The 17534-nt window shown below is 69.5% G+C and carries 12 protein-coding genes; 7 read left to right on the top strand and 5 right to left on the bottom strand.

Going from position 1 to position 17534, the window contains the following annotated elements; genetic code table 11:
- Positions 1 to 252 precede the first annotated feature (252 nt).
- Positions 253 to 1404, top strand: coding sequence for a glycoside hydrolase family 88 protein (locus tag OG568_RS44850; RefSeq protein WP_329535734.1), 1152 nt, complete (start codon positions 253 to 255; stop codon positions 1402 to 1404).
- Positions 1405 to 1457: 53 nt separating this feature from the next.
- Here the strand turns inward: OG568_RS44850 and OG568_RS44855 are convergent, their stop codons facing one another.
- The 3 genes from OG568_RS44855 to OG568_RS44865 form a co-directional block, all read right to left on the bottom strand.
- Positions 1458 to 2750 carry a ThuA domain-containing protein gene (locus tag OG568_RS44855; RefSeq protein WP_329535735.1) on the bottom strand — a complete coding sequence of 431 codons (1293 nt, stop codon included), beginning with the start codon at positions 2748 to 2750 and terminating at the stop codon, positions 1458 to 1460.
- Between the two features lie 25 nt (positions 2751 to 2775).
- The gene (locus OG568_RS44860; protein WP_329535736.1) at positions 2776 to 4935 is read right to left on the bottom strand and encodes an RICIN domain-containing protein; all 2160 of its coding nucleotides are present in this window, start codon (positions 4933 to 4935) and stop codon (positions 2776 to 2778) included.
- 111 nt (positions 4936 to 5046) lie between these two features.
- Positions 5047 to 6435 carry a ricin-type beta-trefoil lectin domain protein gene (locus OG568_RS44865; RefSeq protein WP_329535737.1) on the bottom strand — a complete coding sequence of 463 codons (1389 nt, stop codon included), beginning with the start codon at positions 6433 to 6435 and terminating at the stop codon, positions 5047 to 5049.
- Between the two features lie 385 nt (positions 6436 to 6820).
- Here OG568_RS44865 and OG568_RS44870 point away from each other — a divergent pair, with 385 nt between their 5' ends.
- The 4 genes from OG568_RS44870 (at position 6821) to OG568_RS44885 (ending at position 13212) form a co-directional block, all read left to right on the top strand.
- Positions 6821 to 7477 carry a TMEM175 family protein gene (locus OG568_RS44870; RefSeq protein ID WP_329535738.1) on the top strand — a complete coding sequence of 219 codons (657 nt, stop codon included), beginning with the start codon at positions 6821 to 6823 and terminating at the stop codon, positions 7475 to 7477.
- Positions 7478 to 7656: 179 nt separating this feature from the next.
- Positions 7657 to 8640 carry an aldo/keto reductase gene (locus tag OG568_RS44875; RefSeq protein WP_329535739.1) on the top strand — a complete coding sequence of 328 codons (984 nt, stop codon included), beginning with the start codon at positions 7657 to 7659 and terminating at the stop codon, positions 8638 to 8640.
- Between the two features lie 694 nt (positions 8641 to 9334).
- Positions 9335 to 10513 (top strand): FAD-dependent oxidoreductase, encoded by a 1179-nt coding sequence (locus tag OG568_RS44880; RefSeq protein WP_329535740.1) that lies wholly within the window; start codon positions 9335 to 9337, stop codon positions 10511 to 10513.
- A 257-nt stretch (positions 10514 to 10770) separates the two neighbouring features.
- Complete coding sequence (locus OG568_RS44885; protein WP_329535741.1) at positions 10771 to 13212, top strand: GH92 family glycosyl hydrolase; 2442 nt, start codon at positions 10771 to 10773, stop codon at positions 13210 to 13212.
- 51 nt (positions 13213 to 13263) lie between these two features.
- Here the strand turns inward: OG568_RS44885 and OG568_RS44890 are convergent, their stop codons facing one another.
- On the bottom strand, positions 13264 to 14292 hold the full coding sequence (locus tag OG568_RS44890; RefSeq protein WP_329535742.1) for a hypothetical protein: 1029 nt from the start codon (positions 14290 to 14292) through the stop codon (positions 13264 to 13266).
- Between the two features lie 238 nt (positions 14293 to 14530).
- On the opposite strand from OG568_RS44890, the gene tgmA reads away from it, so the two are divergent.
- Together tgmA and tgmB are read left to right on the top strand one after the other, a co-directional pair.
- Positions 14531 to 14722: a putative ATP-grasp-modified RiPP gene (gene tgmA / locus OG568_RS44895; protein ID WP_060896220.1), complete on the top strand. Its 192-nt coding sequence runs from the start codon at positions 14531 to 14533 to the stop codon at positions 14720 to 14722.
- Positions 14723 to 14737: 15 nt separating this feature from the next.
- Entirely contained in the window at positions 14738 to 15682 is a 945-nt protein-coding gene (gene tgmB, locus OG568_RS44900) for an ATP-grasp ribosomal peptide maturase (RefSeq protein WP_266418391.1), read from the top strand.
- Positions 15683 to 15892: 210 nt separating this feature from the next.
- On the opposite strand, the gene OG568_RS44905 is transcribed toward tgmB, so the two are convergent.
- On the bottom strand, positions 15893 to 17527 hold the full coding sequence (locus tag OG568_RS44905) for a serine/threonine protein kinase (protein WP_329535743.1): 1635 nt from the start codon (positions 17525 to 17527) through the stop codon (positions 15893 to 15895).
- Positions 17528 to 17534 lie beyond the last annotated feature (7 nt).

Below are 17534 nucleotides of genomic sequence, written 5' to 3' on the forward strand. Positions count from 1 at the left end.
GCTCACGGACCGTGCTGACCAGGGCATGGACGACCACACGCAGTAGCTCGGCGGACATGGAACGTGAGGTCGCGGGCCTGGTGGGCGACATGGGCCGGTGCGAGCGGGAAACCATACCGTCGGGATTTCGCTCCATGAAGATCGCATCAGGATGTGAACCTGGCCTGATCCGCGACAAGTTGACGACGGGCCATGGACACCGGCTGAGGCGGGTGTTGAGGATGTGAGTCCCCATCCGTAGGAGTTGTTCATATGCGTAGACGACGCCTGTTGACTGGTGGAGCCGCCCTCACGGCCGCCGCCGCGCTCCAGCCCGCCCTCACGGGAACCGCGCAAGCCGCTCCACCCGCCGGGCCGCTGCCGTCGAGAGGCGCGGTCGTGGCCGTTCTGCGGCGCGTGGCCGACCAGTGGATCGGCGCGCACACGGACCCCGGCGACAACGGCTGGGCCAACGCCACCTTCTTCAGCGGACTGCTCGCCCTCCAGCGCCTGACCGGCAGCCCGCGCTATCTGGCGTACGCCAGGAACTGGGCCGAGAAGCACGCGTACGGCCTCAACGGCGGGGTCACCACGCGCCATGCCGACAACCACAACGTCGGGCAGGCCTACCTCGACCTGTACGAGATCGAGCCGGAGGAGAGCAAGATCTCCGCCATCGAGGAGTCGCTCCACCGCATGGTCTACACCGACCAGCCGGACAAGAACGACGACTGGTGGTGGGACGATGCCCTGCACATGGCGATGCCTCCGTTCGCCAGGATCGGAGCGCTCCGCGGCGACCCCCAGTACTGGCAGAAGCTGTACGCCCTCTACGACCACACCAAGCGCGTCGAGGGCGGCCCCGGCTTGTACGACGACGCCACCGGGCTCTGGTACCGGGACAAGCGATTCCTCCCCGGGCTCCCCGGAGCGATCCTCTCGCCCGCGGGCAAGCCGGTGGTCTGGTCGCGCGGCAACGGCTGGGTGGCGGGCGGGCACGCCAAGACGCTCAAGGCGCTGCCGCCCGGTGAGCGGCACACCGGCGAATACAGCGACACCCTCGTACGCCTGGTGACGGCCGTCGCCGGGATCCAGCGCACCGACGGCTTCTGGAACGTCAACCTGGCCGACGCCACCCATCTGCCCGGCCCGGAGACCAGCGGCACCTCCTTCTTCCTCTATGGCACCTCCTACGCGATTCGCGCCGGCCTCGTCGACCGGCGCGCCTACGTCCCCGTCGCGGCCCGTGCCTGGAACGGCCTCGTCACCACGGCCGTACACCCCGACGGCTTCCTCGGCTACGTCCAGAACGTCGGCGACCGTCCGGAATCCAGCCAGCCCGTCACCTACGACAGCACCGCGAACTTCGGCGTGGGCGCCTTCCTGCTCGCCGGCACCGAACTCGCCCGCCTGGCACATCCCTGACGCGACGCACCGGTGCCCCCGCCACATACGGCGGGGGCACCGGTCCCTCGCTGTCAGGGCTGCGCGGTGAGCGTGAAACTCTGGGCCGCGGAGCCGTCGCAGGTGCGCTGGGTGAGCTGGACGCTGTTCGTCGAGGCGCTCGCCGCCGTCAGGCACTTGCCGCTGTGGCGAGCGGTGAAGTGGTAGCGCCCGGTGCTCTCCTTCACCGGTAGCCACTGCTGGTTCTGTCCACCCGAGTAACTCCACAGCTGGAGCGGCGCGTTGTCGGCCGTCGAGACACCGGTCACGTCGATGACCTGCTGTGGATCGACACGGATGGCGGCCTGCCGGTACCCGCTGTCGGTCGAGCGGAACTGGAACTGCTGGGCCTGGGTGCCGTTGCAGGTGTACTGCTGGATCACGGTCCCGTTCGCCGTGGCGGCCGAACGGGCGTCCACACAGGTGCCGTTGCCGGAGTTCGTCAGCGAGTACCAGGCGGTCTCGGAGGGGGAGTCAGCCGGGGGCGTGCCGGTGTCCGCTCCTCCCAGCCACTTCAGTCCGTCGAGCAGGAACTGATTCTGTGTCGCACTCGCGAACGTCGACGACAGGCGCGTGTTGGTCGTGTAGTTCATCGCGTTGTGGCCGAAGTTCGCGTACAGCATCTTGTACTGCGTGTTGGTCCACAGGATCGGGTAATAGCCGCTGTACCAGGACTGGTTGGGATCCGTTCCGACCGGGAAGCTGCTGGGATCGATCGAGGCCAGGATCTTGATGTTCGGGTTCTGCCGCAGATCGTTGGACCAGCTATACCACTCGCTGACCGACGAGGTGAACGTAGCCGGCAGATTCTTGGTGGCCGGCTGCGTACGGTCCTCGACCTTCAGGGTCACCGACGTCGGACCCCAGGTGTTCGACTGGAAGTTCCCGGAGCCGAGGAACTGGTTGTGGTACCAGGACCAGCTCGCGGCGTCGGTCGTGAAGGCGGAGACATGGAAGCCCATCCAGGCGCCGCCGCCCCGCATGTACGCCTCGAAACCGGCCCGTTGGGCGGAAGTCTGCGGCAAGTCGTCGAGGAACAGCACGACTTGATAGGCGTTGACACCGCCGTTGCTGAGCAGGTCCCAGTTGGTGCTGGCCGTGTAGGTGAAGCCGTTCGCCGCGGCCTGCTGCGGGAACCAGACGTTGGCCTCCTTGTCGAAGTCGATGTGCGCCGCGTCGTAGGTACCGCTGTAGAGGGCGAGCACCTTGAACGGAGTCGCGGCGGCGCTCGCGTGGGCGGCGGGCGGCACCGCGAGGCCGAGCAGGGCCGCCAGCAGCAGGAGGATCCGTAAGGCCGCGCGGGTGGAACCGGATCTGATGGTGTGCATCTGGTGAGCGTTCCTTTCGTGCGGTTTACGGGAAGTTGGTGAGGTAGGCGACGTTGGTGCTGGAGTTGGACGGTCCGCCGGTGCTGTTGATGATGTGGCTGATGGTGCCGACACCGCCCAGTGAGACGGTCACCATGTCGTGGAACTTGACGCCCGACACGCTCGGCACCTCGAAGGCGTGATCGGCGACCACACTCGAGTTGGCGCTGAAGTAGCAGTAGCTGCCCAGTCCCCACGCCTCGTGGGAGGTGACGGAGGCGGCGACCTTGTAGGCGGGATAGCCCTTTCCGGTGCCGTTCATCCAGGAGGCCTGGTTCGGCGGGTCGTAGGGCATCTCGTTCTGGAAGAAGTACGTTCTGCCGCCGTTGCCGTTCCAGATGACCTGAGTCTTCTGGTAGTGCTCGACGAACAGGCCGTACGCGGTCACGTTGTTGCCGTTGACGGTCAGGCCGTTGTCCGCCGTGTTGGTCGTCCAGCCGACCGTGCCGGAGTTGCCGTGGTCGGCCCGCCAGATCCAGGTGTGGTCGATGATCGTGTTGGCGCTGTTGATCACCAGCGAATTGGTCGCCTTGCCGACGGTGGCGCCGCCGATCCGGATGAAGACGTCGGACAGCTGTGTCGGGTCGGCCGCGTGGGTGGCGGACGAACCGGCCGGGCCGATCTGCATCAGCGTGGCGGAGTTGGTGGTACCCGCGTCGATCAGCAGGCCCGCCAGCTGGATGCCGTCCACGTCGGCGGTGGTGACGGCGGTGATCCCGCCGTCCGGCACGAAGGTGGCCAGGCCCATGCCCAGCACCACCGTGTCGGCGCGCGTGATGTTGATCGTCTGGTTGAGGTGGTAGACGCCGGGTGTGACCAGCAGGTTCTTGCCCGCCGCGAGGGCGGAGTTCATGTCGGCCGCGGTGGCGCCGGGCTTGACGATGTAGAACTGGTCGATCGGCATGGACTTGCCCGCCGGGGTCTTCCCGCTCCATGTGGTGCCCACGGCGTTGGACTGCAGCCCGGGCACGAACACCTGATAGGCGCCCGCGCTGTCGACGTACAGGAACGGCTTCTCGCGGATCGTCGGGGAGCTGGCGACGTTGGTGTACGTCGGGAAGGACTGGGCGGGTGCGCCCTGGTCGCCGACGAAGACCATGTTCCAGTTGGAGCCGGACCAGCTGCCCATCTGTGAGTTCCGGGTGAGGAACTGCTGCTGGGTGCCGGACTGGATCTGTCCGTCGACCTTGGTGTCGGAGATGAAGCCGCCGCTGGACCAGCCGCCGTCGTCAAGTGCGAGGTTGCCGCGCACGTGCATGCGCCGGTACGGGGCGGCCTGGGAGACGGCCCAACGGTCGGTGCCGCCCGTGGGGTTGACCGACAGGTTCTCGGCGTCGCGCCAGAAGTTCTGCGTGGCGTTGCCCTGGAACCAGTCGGCCTCCGCGTGCACGGAACCGTTGATGGTCACGTCGTCCGGCGAGAAGCCCAGGCCTGCGACCTGCGTGTAGAAGCCGACGTTGGCATTGGCGCTGTAGGTGCCGGGCTTGAACAGCAGGGCCTGGCGGGCCGAGCCGAACTGGTTGGTCTCCTGCTGGGAGAAGACCGAGTCCAGCTTGGACTGGATACTGGACGCCGACATCGACGGGTCGAACACCGTCACGTTGGGACCGAAGTCCGGAGTGCCCGGCGGGTTCGTCGTGCCGCCGCCCAGGGTGAAGGACTGCGCGGCCGTGCCGTTGCAGGTGTACTGCGCCAACTGCACGCTGTCCGAAGTGGAGGCGCTCGGGACGTCCAGACACTTCCCGCTGTTGCGGTTGACGAAGTGGTAGGCGCCGTCCGCCTCGGCGACCGGCAGCCACTGCTGGTTGTTGCCGCCGGAGTACGTCCACAGCTGGACGGGCGCGGAGTCGGCGGTGGAGACGCCGGTGACGTCCCAGGCCTTTGTGGCGTCCAGGTTGCTGTTCACGCGGTAGTAGCCGCCGCTGGTGGCCACCAGCTGCCAGTTCTGAGCGGTGCTGCCGTTGCACGTGTACTGCTGGACGGCGGTGCCGTCGGCACTCGCGGCCGAGCGGGCGTCGACGCACTTGCCGCTGCCCTTGTTGACCACGGTGGTGTAGCCGGTCGGGATGGCGGCGGCCGCCGCGCTCGCCGAGTCCTGCGAGGCGAACTCGATGCCGGACACGGTGGTCGCCACGAGCGCGGCCACGGTCACAACCCTCGGTATCCGGTGGCGACCGGACAGTCTCTTCCGTCTGGGCACGGATATGGGCACGGATTTCTCCTGTGGTGATGGGGTGTGGAGGGGGGAGCGCGTCCGTCAGCCGGTGTACTTGGCGAAGATGCTGGTGAACTGCCAGGCGTTCTGGGCCACACCGGAGCAGGTGTCGTCGTTCGGGTAGCTGCCCGGGCAGGGGCGGTCACGGTTGGCCGACCAGAACGTCAGCCGCGCGAGGTGGTGCTGCTGCGCGTAGCCGAGGATGGTCTGGAAGTCGGCGGTGGTGACGGTTTCGTTGTTGTCGGTGATGCCGTTCATGGAGGAGATGCCCATGTCCCGGTACGCCTGGTCGTCGCTGTAGCCGTACGCGTTCTTGAGGGCCGTCTTCAGACCCTCCGCGGCCCTCTGGGTCAGCGTGCCCATGTTCTGGCCGGCGCCGCCGAAGTCGAACGGCATGATCGTCCAGGCGTCCACGGTCAGTTTGGCTGCCGAGGCCCGGTTGATCAGGCTGGTGTCGGGGCCGCTCTGCCCGGTGCCGATGGTGACGTACACCTTGATGCCCGGGTTGTTGGCCTTCACGGTCTTGAGCGCGTCCACGGTGCGCTGCTGGACCGTCGTGTTGCTGTAGGCGTCGGCCTCGATGTCGATGTCGATCGCCTTGAGCCCGTACGCGTTGATGACCTTCTGGTACGCGGCGGCCAGTTCTCCGGCGCTGGAGCAGGAGCTCTCCAGCTTGTTGCCGCTGTAGCCGCCGAACGACGGGACGACGTCACCGCCGCCTGCCCGCACGGTGTTGACGGTCTGCTGGTCGACGCCGCCGGTCAGCGCGCGGCTGCCGTCCCACTGCGGGTTGCAGTAGCCGTTGCTCAGGACGAACGCGAGCGTGAACCACTTGACCCCGGTCGCGTTCATGACAGTCGTGGGGCTGGGCGGGTTGCCCCAGCCGTTGTAGAGGTACGGGGCGACGGCCATCGGCGCGGAGGGAGGCGTGCCTCCGCCGTCGGCGGCGGGCGCGGTCCACTTCTGGTTGGCGGCGCCGGTGCAGGTCCAGAGCTGGATCGGCGTGGCGTTGGCCGAGGTGTTGCCGGTGACGTCGGCGCACTTGTCGGCCTGCGGATTGACGAGGTCGCGGGCGGAGGAGACCGTCCACTTCTGGTTGGCGCCGCCTGCGCAGTCCCACAGTTGGAGCTTGGCCCCGTCCGCGGTCGAGTTGCCGGCGACGTCAAGACACTTGCCGAGGGCCCGTACGGTCCCGTCGGAGCCGACGGTCCACTGCTGGGCGGTGGTGCCGTTGCAGTCGTAGAGCTGAACGGCCGTGCCGTTCGCGGAGTTCGCGCCGGCCACGTCCAGGCACTTGCCCGCGAGTCCGGTGATCGTCCCGGTGGCGGCCGCGGCGGGGGAGACGCTCAGAGCGCCGGCGGAGAGAGCGAAAACCGCTGTGGTCAGGGTGGCGCGCAGTGCGGCGGAGCGCGCAAGGGATTGTCTTGCCATCAGAGGGTCACAGCCCTTCGGGGAGGCTGAATGTGGGGGGTGTTCACGTCCGTGAATGTCGAGTGCATCCATGGAGCTGTAGTGATCGGTGAACCTAAAGGTCTGAACCAGGATCGTCAAGAGATGAAGCATGGCTGGCGTCGAATTGACCTGTATTCACAAGGAGTTGAACGCTCGAACCCTCCCAGGGACGGCAAACAGCCGACGTTCCACGCGGAGGGGTGGGCGGTGTGAGGTTCGTCCGGCCGGGCGGTTTTCGGTCTGGCAAAGGAACTTCTCGGCTTCGTCCGGGGCGGGAGTGCACGGGAGTGGTCGCCTGTACTCTGACCGCTCGCCGTCCCCGCGGACGCCAACAGGCGTTCCCCACACCCCTGGTGCACTTCTGATGACCAATCGTGTCCAGCGCCCTCCCCGCCGCGACGCCATGATGGATCCCGATCGACTCGTCACCTTCGGCGACGCGGTGATCGCGATCGCCATCACGCTGCTCGCGCTCGACATCACCGTTCCCGAGGGACTGGCCGACGGCGAGGTCGGAGCCGCGCTGAGGGACGCCCTGCCCAAGTTCGGGGCGTATCTGCTGAGTTTCGCCGTCATCGGCGCCCTGTGGCTGGGCCAGCACGCGCTCTTCCGGCAGATCGCCGCGCTCGACAGCTGGCTGCTCCGCCTCTATCTCGCTCTGCTCGCCGTCGTGGCCGCGCTCCCGTTCCCCACGCGCCTCATCAGCGAGTACGGCGACACCTCTGTGGCCACCTCGGTCTACGCGGCGACGATCGTCCTGGCCGTCGGGCTGCTCACGGCCATGTCCGCCCGCCTGTGGGTCAGTCCGGCCCTTGCCAAGCCGACCGTGCTCCCCGTGCAGTTCAGGCAGTCGGTCCTGAGGGGCCTCCTGACCGTCCTCGTCTTCGCCACCTCGATTCCGGTGTCGCTCGCCTCGCCGACGGCGGCCAAGTACTGGTGGCTCCTCACGGTTCCCGCGCGTCTGCTGTTCCGCGAGACGAGCGCGCCCGCCCAGGAGCAGCCGATCGCTGCCGCCGAGTGAGACCGCCGCACTTCGCCCTTCACTTTCTGAATGGTCGGTCACACGGTTCACGGTGCGTGATGGTTGACACGCATCACCGGCTCGTCGAAACGATTCAGTTATGTGAGTGAATGACGCACGGTTGCGCCGCGTGGGGGGCGCGAGCGGGCACGGGTGCGTGGAGATGTCAGACTGACGGCATGGACGAGCGTGAATTCGGCAGGTCAGGGCAGAAGGCATCGGTCATCGGTCTCGGTACGTGGCAGCTCGGCGCCGACTGGGGCGACGTGAGCGCGCAGGACGCCGAGGCGGTGCTGGAGACGGCGGCGGAGTCGGGGGTGACCTTCTTCGACACCGCTGACGTGTACGGCGACGGGCGCAGTGAGCAGGCGATCGCGTCCTTCCTCAGTGGCCGACCCGACCTCCACGTGATGGTGGCGACGAAGATGGGCCGCCGGGTCGAGCAGATTCCGCAGAACTACGTCCTCGACAACTTCCGTGCGTGGAACGACCGGTCGCGGCGCAACCTCGGCGTCGACCGCATCGACCTCGTGCAGCTGCACTGCCCGCCGACCCCCGTCTACTCGTCGGACGAGGTCTTCGACGCGCTGGACACGCTGGTCGAGGAGGAGCGGATCGCCGCCTACGGGGTGAGTGTCGAGACCTGTGACGAGGCGCTGACCGCGATCGCGCGGCCGAACGTGGCCAGCGTGCAGATCATCCTGAACCCGTTCCGCATGAAGCCCTTGCGGCAGGTTCTGCCGGCGGCCCGGGAGGCGGGCGTCGCGATCATCGCCCGCGTTCCGCTGGCCTCCGGACTGCTCTCCGGCAGGTACACCAAGGACACGGTGTTCGCGGCGGACGACCACCGGACGTACAACCGTCACGGGGAGGCCTTCGACCAGGGCGAGACCTTCTCCGGCGTCGACTTCGTGACCGGCGTGGAGGCGGCGGCCGAGTTCTCCGCCCTCGCCCCGGAGGGCGTCACGCCGGCCCAGCTGGCGCTGCGCTGGATCATCCAGCAGCCCGGCGTGACCACGGTGATCCCGGGCGCCCGTTCGCCCGAACAGGCCCACGCCAACGCGACCGCCGCGAAGCTTCCGGCGCTGCCGGGGGAGACGCTGGACGCGATCGAGGAACTCTACGACCGACGGATCAAGGAGCAGGTGGAGGGCCGCTGGTAACGCCCCTGCGGGGGTCGGCCGCGCGACGGGGCCCGCGGTGGTCTCGGCTCTTCTGTGTGGGCTCGGGGGAGCGCCGTCCGCACCCCCGGCCCCCGCGGGTGAGCTTCGATGTGGGTGCCGCCCGCGGCCTCGGTCGCAGTGCGACGCGGCCCGCGAGAACGACTGAGCGTTGACTTAATGCTGGGCGGCCTTCCGACTGCCGCACCCGGTCTCGGACGGGACCGCCCGCTACCGGGCTTCCGGCGTGGCTGCCCGCACCCGGTATCAGCCGGGGCTGCCCGCCGGGAGTCAGGGTCGGTGGCTCGCCGCCCCGGCTTCCCGGCTTCCCGGATTGAGGTCCGTGGCCCCGGGCCGCACCGGCGGCGTGTCCATTCCGGACAGCCCCTATCTACCGGCATCTACCGGTATCTACCGGATCTACCGGCTCGCCACGTAATGATCCCCTTGTCTCTTCTCTCCGTGAGCGCGGAGAGCACCTGGTCGTGCGGTCGGCCGAGGGGCGGTACGGACACCCGCGGGCCGATCTGGGTGGCCAGACCCTGTCTCAGTGAGCCGGGCTGAAGTCCGGGCAGGGGTGGGTTCCTCGCGTCTCATGGGAACGAACGCGATCGCTAGATACTTGTTCGCGACGAACATGTTCGCTACCTTTGTGGTGACAGAAGGATCGAGTCACCCGTTCCGAAGGAGCGTCACCTTGTCCACTCACCACCCCATCGCCGTCGTCGGCGCCGGTCTCGGCGGCCTCGCTCTCGCCCGCGTCCTGCACCTGAACGGCATCGAGTCCGCCGTCTTCGACCTCGACGCCTCACCGGCCGCCCGTACGCAGGGCGGCATGCTGGACATACACGAGGACTCCGGGCAGGCCGCGTTGCGGGCCGCCGGTCTCCACGACGAGTTCCGGGCGATCATCCATCCCGGTGGCGAGGCCATGCGCATCCTCGACCAGGAGGCCACCGTCCGGATGGCGGACGACGGTGAGGGCGAGGGCGACGCACGGCCCGAGGTGGACCGGGGAGTGCTGCGCGACCTCCTGCTCGGCTCCCTGCCCGACGGCACGGTCCGCTGGGGCGCGAAGGTCACCGGCGTACGGACGCTCGATGACGGCCGCCACGAGGTGACGTTCGCCGACGGGCGGACGATCACCGCCGGCCTGCTGATCGGCGCCGACGGCGCCTGGTCGAAGGTGCGGCCGCTCGTCTCGGACGCCACCCCCGCCTACCTCGACCTCTCCTTCGTCGAGGCGCACCTCCTCGACGCCGACACCCGGCACCCGGACAGCGCCGCTGTCGTGGGCGGCGGCATGATGTTCGCGCTCGCCGAGGGGCACGGCTTTCTCGCCCACCGCACCCCCGACGGCTCGCTGCACGTCTACGCCGCGCTGCGCACGCCGGTCGACTGGGCCATGTCCGGCCCCATCGACTTCACGGACACCGAAGCGGCCAAGGCGAGTCTCCTGGAACACTTCGAAGGCTGGGACACGCGGCTGCGGGCGCTGATCGCCGACGCGGACGGGGCGCTCGTGGCCCGCCCGGTCCACGCCCTGCCGGTCGGACACCGCTGGGACCGCGTCCCGGGTGTCACCCTGCTCGGAGACGCCGCGCACCTGATGTCGCCGTTCGCCGGCGAGGGCGCCAACCTGGCCATGCTCGACGGCGCCGAACTCGCGACGGCCATCGCCGCCCACCCCGACGACATGGAGAAGGCTCTGACGGTGTACGAGCAGGCGCTGTTCCCGCGCAGCGAGGCCGCGGCGGCCGCATCGGCGGAGAACCTCGACCTCTGCTTCGCCCCGCACGCACCCCAGCCGCTCGTCGACCAGATGGCCTTCTACCGCGCGGCGGCCGAGACGGCGATGGCGGACGCGACCGACTGAGACCCACCCGCGGCCCCACCTGCCGCAACTCCACACCCCCGCCCCACCCGCGGGCCTCACGTGCCCGAGCTCCGCACCCCCGCCCCCACCCGCACCCTTCATCACCCCGTAACCAGCAGTCCGCATACGGCACTTCCGACTCATCCGACCGGCATCTATCCTCGCGCCCGGACCGGCCACCGGGGCTGCCAGCCGTCGGGAGAGACCGGTCCGACCCGTCATCGCACCTCCTCGTCCGACGGAAGGCGACACCACGTATGCGCCCCCAATGGCTGCGCACAGCAAGACAGTTCGCCAGTCGCACCGCAAGCAGGTCCGCCGCCGTGGCCGTGACCACGGCGGTCGTCCTGGCCCTTCCCGGCCCCGTGGACGCGGCCAGCCTCCCGCCCCAGCGGCCGGTCTCCGCCGTGGACCCGCTGATCGGATCGGCGAACGGCGGCAACACCTACCCCGGCGCCACCCTCCCGTACGGGATGATCGCCTGGTCCCCGACCAGTACCACCGGCGATCAGACCAGCACGGGGGCCGCCAACGGCTACCAGTACGACACCACCCGCATCCGCGGTCTGAGCCTCACCCATGTCAACGGCGCCGGCTGCAACCCGGGCGCCGCCGGTGACGTACCGATCATGCCGTTCGTCGGTGACGTGACCTCCTCGCCGTCCGCGGACACCAAGGACGCGGTCTACGCCGCCGACTTCACGCACGCCGACGAGAAGGCCGTACCCGGTCGCTACACCCTCGGTCTCAAGACGGGCGCCACCGCCGACCTGGCCGTCAGCCGGCGCGCCGGTGTCGCCGACTTCAGCTTCCCGAGCGACCGTCCCGCCAACCTGCTGTTCCGCGTCTCCAACTCCCTCAACGGCAGCGAGGACGCGCACGCCGACATCGACGCCGCGCACCGCAAGGTGACCGGCTGGGTCCTCACCGGCGCCTTCTGTGGACGCCGCGCCAACGGCGGCACGAACAACCGCAAGAGCTACTACAAGCTCTACTTCAGCGCCTCCTTCGACCGTGCCTTCTCCGACTTCGGTACGTGGAAGGACGGCACGCTGTCGGCGGGTTCGACCTCCGCCTCGGGAGGCGAGGGGTACGCCACCGGGGCAGCCCGCGCGGGCCGCGGTTCCGGCGGATACGTCGGGTTCGACACCAGCTCTGACAACGATGTCCACATGCGGATCGGGATCTCGTACGTCAGTCCCGGCGGCGCCGAGGCCAACCTCCGCGGAGAGATCCCGTCGCACGCGAGCGTCGCCCAGGTGGCCGACGCGGGTGCCCGCGCCTGGGACCGTGAACTGAGCACCGTACGCGTCGGGGGCGGCACGTCCGCCCAGCGCACCACCTTCTACACCGCGCTCTACCACGCGCTGATGCAGCCCGACCTGATCAGCGACGCGGACGGCCGCTACTACGGCATGGACGGCTCGGTGCACCGCCTCGCCCGTGGTCAGCGCGCGCAGTACAGCAACTTCTCCGGCTGGGACCAGTACCGCGCCCAGATACAACTGCTCGCCCTGCTCAAGCCGAGGATCGCGGGCGACTTCGCCCAGTCCCTCTACAACTTCGCGCAGCAGAACAACGGGGTCTGGGACCGCTGGGTGCACATCAGCGGTGCCACCCACGTCATGACCGGCGATCCCTCGGCGGCCACCCTGGCCACCTTCTACGCCATGGGCGTGCGCAACTTCGACTACGAGGGAGCCTTCGACTCGCTGGTCCGTCAGGCCACCGTGCCGAACGCCGACGGCCTCTCGGACGCGGGCTGCCCCGGACAGTGCGTGGGCCAACGCCCCAATCTCGCCCAGTACTTGACCTCGCACTACGCCGCGCAGGACGTCTGCCACTGCTGGGGAGGCGCCGCCGAGACCCTTGAGGACGCGGTCGCCGACTCCGCACTCGCGCGGTGGGCGAAGCTGATCGGCCGTGACCAGGAGGCCACCGTGTTCGCCGAGCGCGGCGCCTACTGGCGCAATGTCTTCAACCCCGCCGCCACCCCCGACGCCGGCTACATCCAGGCCCGCAGGCTCGACGGCTCCTGGGTGGGCCCGTTCAACCCGGGCAGCGACCTCGGCTTCGCCCAGGGCACCAGCGCCACGTACACCTGGATGGTGCCGCAGGACGTCCAGGGTCTGGCGGCCGCGATGGGCGGCCGGGAGAAGGCCGCCGCCCGCCTCGACGGGTTCTTCCACGCGGCGGACGGCTCTTGGTCGGTGCGCGGCGGCGACCCGCTGCGCTACGACCCGACCAACGAACCCGGCATCCACGCGCCCTGGCTGTACAACGCCCTCGGACAGCCCTGGAAGACGCAGGCCACGGTGCGGCAGATCCTCGACACCGTGTACGGGACCGGGCCTTCGGGGCTACCGGGCAACGACGACCTGGGCACCATGTCCGCCTGGTACGTCTTCTCCGCCCTCGGCCTGTATCCCCAGACCCCGGGCAGCGCCTCGATGCTGCTGGGCGCCCCGCTCTTCCCGAGCGCGGTCGTGGACCGTCCGGGCGGCGCCGACCTCACCATCGCCGCACCCGGCGCGGACGCCGCGCACCCGTACATCGACGCCGTACGGGTCAACGGGCGCCCCACGCAACGCTCCTGGACGGATGCCGGCCTGACGACCAAGGGCGGCAGGATCGCCTTCCGGCTCGCCGGACAGCCCAACACCCAGTGGGCGACCGACCCGGCAGGTCTGCCGCGGTGAACCCGGTGGTCTCCCGGGGACAGGCCGTTCCCGGGAGGCCACCGGCACGGCTCACTGCCCGGGAGCCGCGCTCCGAAGCGCCGTGATGCAGGAGCCGATCGCCTGCTGGAGCTCCTCCAGGCGCTGCACCATGTCGTCCTCGTAGATGTCGTCGGCGTCGTCGAAGGTCAGCTCCTCGAAGACCTTCGTGGCCTTCTGCAGGCTGCTGTAGAACTTCGTGCGACGCTCCTGGACGCGCAGTTCGGGGTCCGCCTCGACGGTCTCGACGACGAGGTTCTTCATGGTGTCGTACGCCTCGGTCGCCCACTCGCCGGTGTCCTCGCCCTCGTCCAGCTCGTCGAGGAGGGAGAGGTGGCGCTCGGCCTCGGAGCGGAGTTCGGCCGGGGCGTCGAGGGTCTGTCCGGCCGGTGTCCTGATCTGGCCCTTCTCCGCGATCTGGCGGACGTAGCCGATGCGGTCGGCCGCCCTGGTCTCGGTGGCGACGGCCTTCTTCAGCTCGTCGGTGCGGGCGATGTCACGGGCCAGCTCGGCCTGCAGCGCCGGGTCCTCCTTCACCCGGTCGAGGAGCGCGGCCCGGGCCGCCTGGGCCGTGGAGGGGTCGGCCAGGATGGCGGCCCGCAGCGCGGTGGGGTTCTCGGCGACCTCCAGGGCCTTGGTGGGGCGGATGCCCTCGGCCTCGGCGGCCTCGGTGATGGCGCTGCCGCGCTCGGAGGAGGCGCTGGAACGGGAGACGTAGTACGTCTGCCACACCTCGGCGTCCGGCAGGTCGATGTCCTGGCCCGGGACGAGGATTTCGAAGTGTGGTACGAGACCGTCGTCGGCGGCCCTGTCCCAGGCCTTGTAGTAGCGCATCACCCGTTCGGGGGAGCAACCGGCCAGCTCGGCGAACTCCCTCGCGGACACCTTCGGCGTCTCGTCGGCGGACTGGCCGCCGGGGCGCACACTGCGCGCCACCTTCAGGGCGAAGGTCCAGCCGCCGGTTCGCGCATAGGCCCCGAAGTCGCGTGCGTCACACGAGATGGGGTCCAACACGCCCTGGATCGGGGCGGATTGGGCACTCGGATCGAGAACTGCGGTCACCGGGAACTCTCCTGGGTGAGACGACGTCTAGATTACAGAGAATGAAGCCTTGGCCGAAGCTTTCGGCCTGGGCCAAGCAGACAACCAAGCACACACACGTGCAATACGGAAACTAGCAAGCCTGAAACGACGCGATGTGATGCCCTTCACCCCGATGTGGCGGAAAGTGATGAATTCCTTACGGTCGTGACACGTAGGGGAGGGTGCAGAACATCGTGAGATGGCGGGAGGATCCTTCGTGCGACCGTTCACCCTCAACTACGCCTTGCCCACAGGGCATTCGGCCGCAATACCCCCGTACCACTTCGACGTGTCCCTGCAGCTGAACGTGCTGCCGGACGGCCGCCCGGCCGTCAGTGACCATGCTCTCCTCATGGCCACCGGCACGACCACCTCGACCGCCGGTTCTCAGACGCACTTCGACGACTGACGGTCCCGCACTCACATGACGGTACTCATACTCACGGCGGAGCAGGACGTCACCGCCGACATGGTCGTGGCCAGGCTGCACGAGCAGGGCGTGCCCATGGTGCGCCTGGACCCGGCCGACCTGCCGGGCAAGGCGGTGCTGTCCGCGGACTACGCGCACGGCGACTTCGACGGCTACCTCTCGGTCAACGGCCATGTCCTCAGCATGGGTGGCCTGCGCTCCGTGTGGGTACGCCGGCCGGGTGAACCCGCGGCGCACGCGGCGGAGCCCTCGCCGTGGCTCACCGCGGAGACCAGGCAGGCCCTGTTCGGCATGCTCTACTCCGCCTCCACCCGCTGGATGAACCACCCGCGCCGGGCCGAGCAGGCCCGGCACAAGCCCTGGCAGCTGAGGGTGGCCCACAGCAGCGGGTTCGCGGTGCCGCCGACCGTGATCACCACCGCACCACGGGTGGCCCAGCAGTTCGTGGAGGAGTACCGGCAGGTGGTGGTGAAGTCCGCCTCCGGGCCGCCGCCCGGCGAACCCCCGGTGGCCCTGCCGACCACGCTGATCGGCCCCGACGCGGACTTCTCCGGCGTCGCGGCCGGTCCCGCGCTGCTTCAGCAGTACATCCCCAAGCGGGCCGACATCCGGCTCACCTGTATCGGGAACCAGCTGTTCGCCGCACGGAAGGTCGCCGAGGCCGGGCAGGTCGACGGGCGCTTCGGCGACACCGGACACGGCTGGGAGCCCACCCCGGTGCCGGGCCGTATCTCCCGCTCGGTCCAGGAGTACACGGCGTTCACCGGACTCGCGTACGCCGCCTTCGACTTCGCCGAGGACGAGGACGGCGTCTGGTGGTTCCTGGAGGGCAACCAGGGCGGCCAGTTCGGCTTCATCGAACTGGAGACCGGCCAGCCCATCTCCGAGGCGGTCGCGGTCTGGCTCTCCCAAAGAAGACCGGCTGCCAAGGGCCATTGACGCGCGTCAACCCGGCTCGACCCTCGATCCTCGACCTGCGCGGCGGGGCCCGGCCCCGTTCACGAGGCGGGCACCGCGTCGAGGCGGCGGCTCCACCCGCCGCACGTACCGCCGTACGGGGCTCAGCCGCGCGCCGCGGGCGGGTAGAGGTCGCCGGCCGATGCCGGCGCGCGATCCGCACGGTCTGCTGTGCGTCGAAGACGTAGTCCCTCACCGTGATGTGCCCTTGAAGGTCCGCAGGAACGTGGCCTGGGCGGCTCGGTTGGCGGTGGTGTCCCAGTCGGCGGCGGGGGTCGTCCACCGCAGCGAGAAGCCCTCGTGGTCGCTGATGAGGAACCCACGCCCGAACGTGCGCTCACGGACGCCGCCGGTCGTCGACAGCCACTCCATGTCGGCCCCCTGGTAGCCCTGGTAAGTGACGGCGCGGATGTCACCCAGCCGCTCGTAGGCGATGGAATCGTCGCGCAGCGAGGCGTCCACCTCGCGCCAGACCGCGACGGGGTCCGAGGCGAGCTGGGTGCTGTGGGTGACGACCAGCGTGCGTGGGTCCCCGCTCGCGCCGAGCGTGACCCGATAGGAGCCGTCGGCGGAACTCTCGGTCCGCACCGGCTTCCAGCCCTTGGGCAGCTCGACGGAGAAGCCCTGGGGCGCGGTGTAACGGAAGAAGCCGGCCGGCGGATCCTGGGTGACGGTGTGGGACGGCGAAGGGGAGGCGGAACCGGACGAGGAAGGAGAAGGGGAGGCGGACGCCGACGGGGCCTGCTGGGGGACGGTACTGCTGGGCGCGGCGCTCGGCGTGGGCGACGGCTTGGCGGAAACCGTGGGGGAAGGCGCGGCGCCGGACGCGGACGTGCCGCGCTCGGACAGTCCGCCCGCCGCGGTGAGCCCGGCGAAGCAGACGGCCGTCACGGCCAGCGCCCCGCCCAGCAGCACCGGGCGGCTGAGGGGCCGCTTGCCCCACACCCGCCCCGTGGGCGGGGTGCCGAGGTCCCGGAAGATCGGCAGGGTCTCGGTGGGCATCGAGTCCTCGTCGTGTTCCGCCTTGAGGATGCGCGTGAGCGCCTCCCGTACGACCGACTCGGGCACCCGTTCCACGGGATCCCTGCGCAGGAGTCCCTGAATGGCCGGACTGAGCGGCCCGGCGCCCAACGGGGCCCGGATGGGCAGCCGTTCCACGGCGCGCAACGTCGCTTCGAGGCCGCCCCGGTCCCGGATGGCCGGTCGGCCCTCGACCATCTCGTACATGATCGCGCCCAGCGCCCACAGATCCGTGGCCGGTCCACCGCCCTCCCCACGGGCCTGCTCGGGAGAGGCGTACGACGGTGCCGTCACGCGCGGCGACGCGGTGGTTCCCATCAGCCCGAAGCCGGCCACCGTGACCCCGCCATGCTCCTCCACCCACACCTGGCCGGGACTGAGGTCGCCGTGTGTGATCCCCTCCCGATGGGCCGTGCCCAGGACGTCGAGGACACCGAGCCCGATCCGGGCCGCCCGCACGTAGTCCACCGGGCCGTGCCCGAGGAGCGCGCCCAGCGGAACGCCCTCCGGCCGTGCGGTGACCGTCCACAGGAATTCGTTGTCCTCGACGACGTCGACCACGACGGGCACCCGCCCGGGGCAGACCAGTCCCAGGGCCTCGGACTCCCGGGTGATCCGGACGGCGGTGCGCAGCTCCGCCTCCTCACGGAGATGCGCCGGGAGGCGGGAGCGCGTCAGGGTGACCGGCCGCTCGGACTCGACGTCCTGACCGTGCCAGGCGTCGCGCCCCTCCTCGTGGTGGACGGCCTCCCGCAGTCGGTATCTTCCGGCGACCAACTCATCCGTGGAGACTTGCACCTTGACCATGGTCATC

This window comes from Streptomyces sp. NBC_01450, assembly GCF_036227505.1.
Taxonomy (GTDB): Bacteria; Actinomycetota; Actinomycetes; order Streptomycetales; family Streptomycetaceae; genus Streptomyces.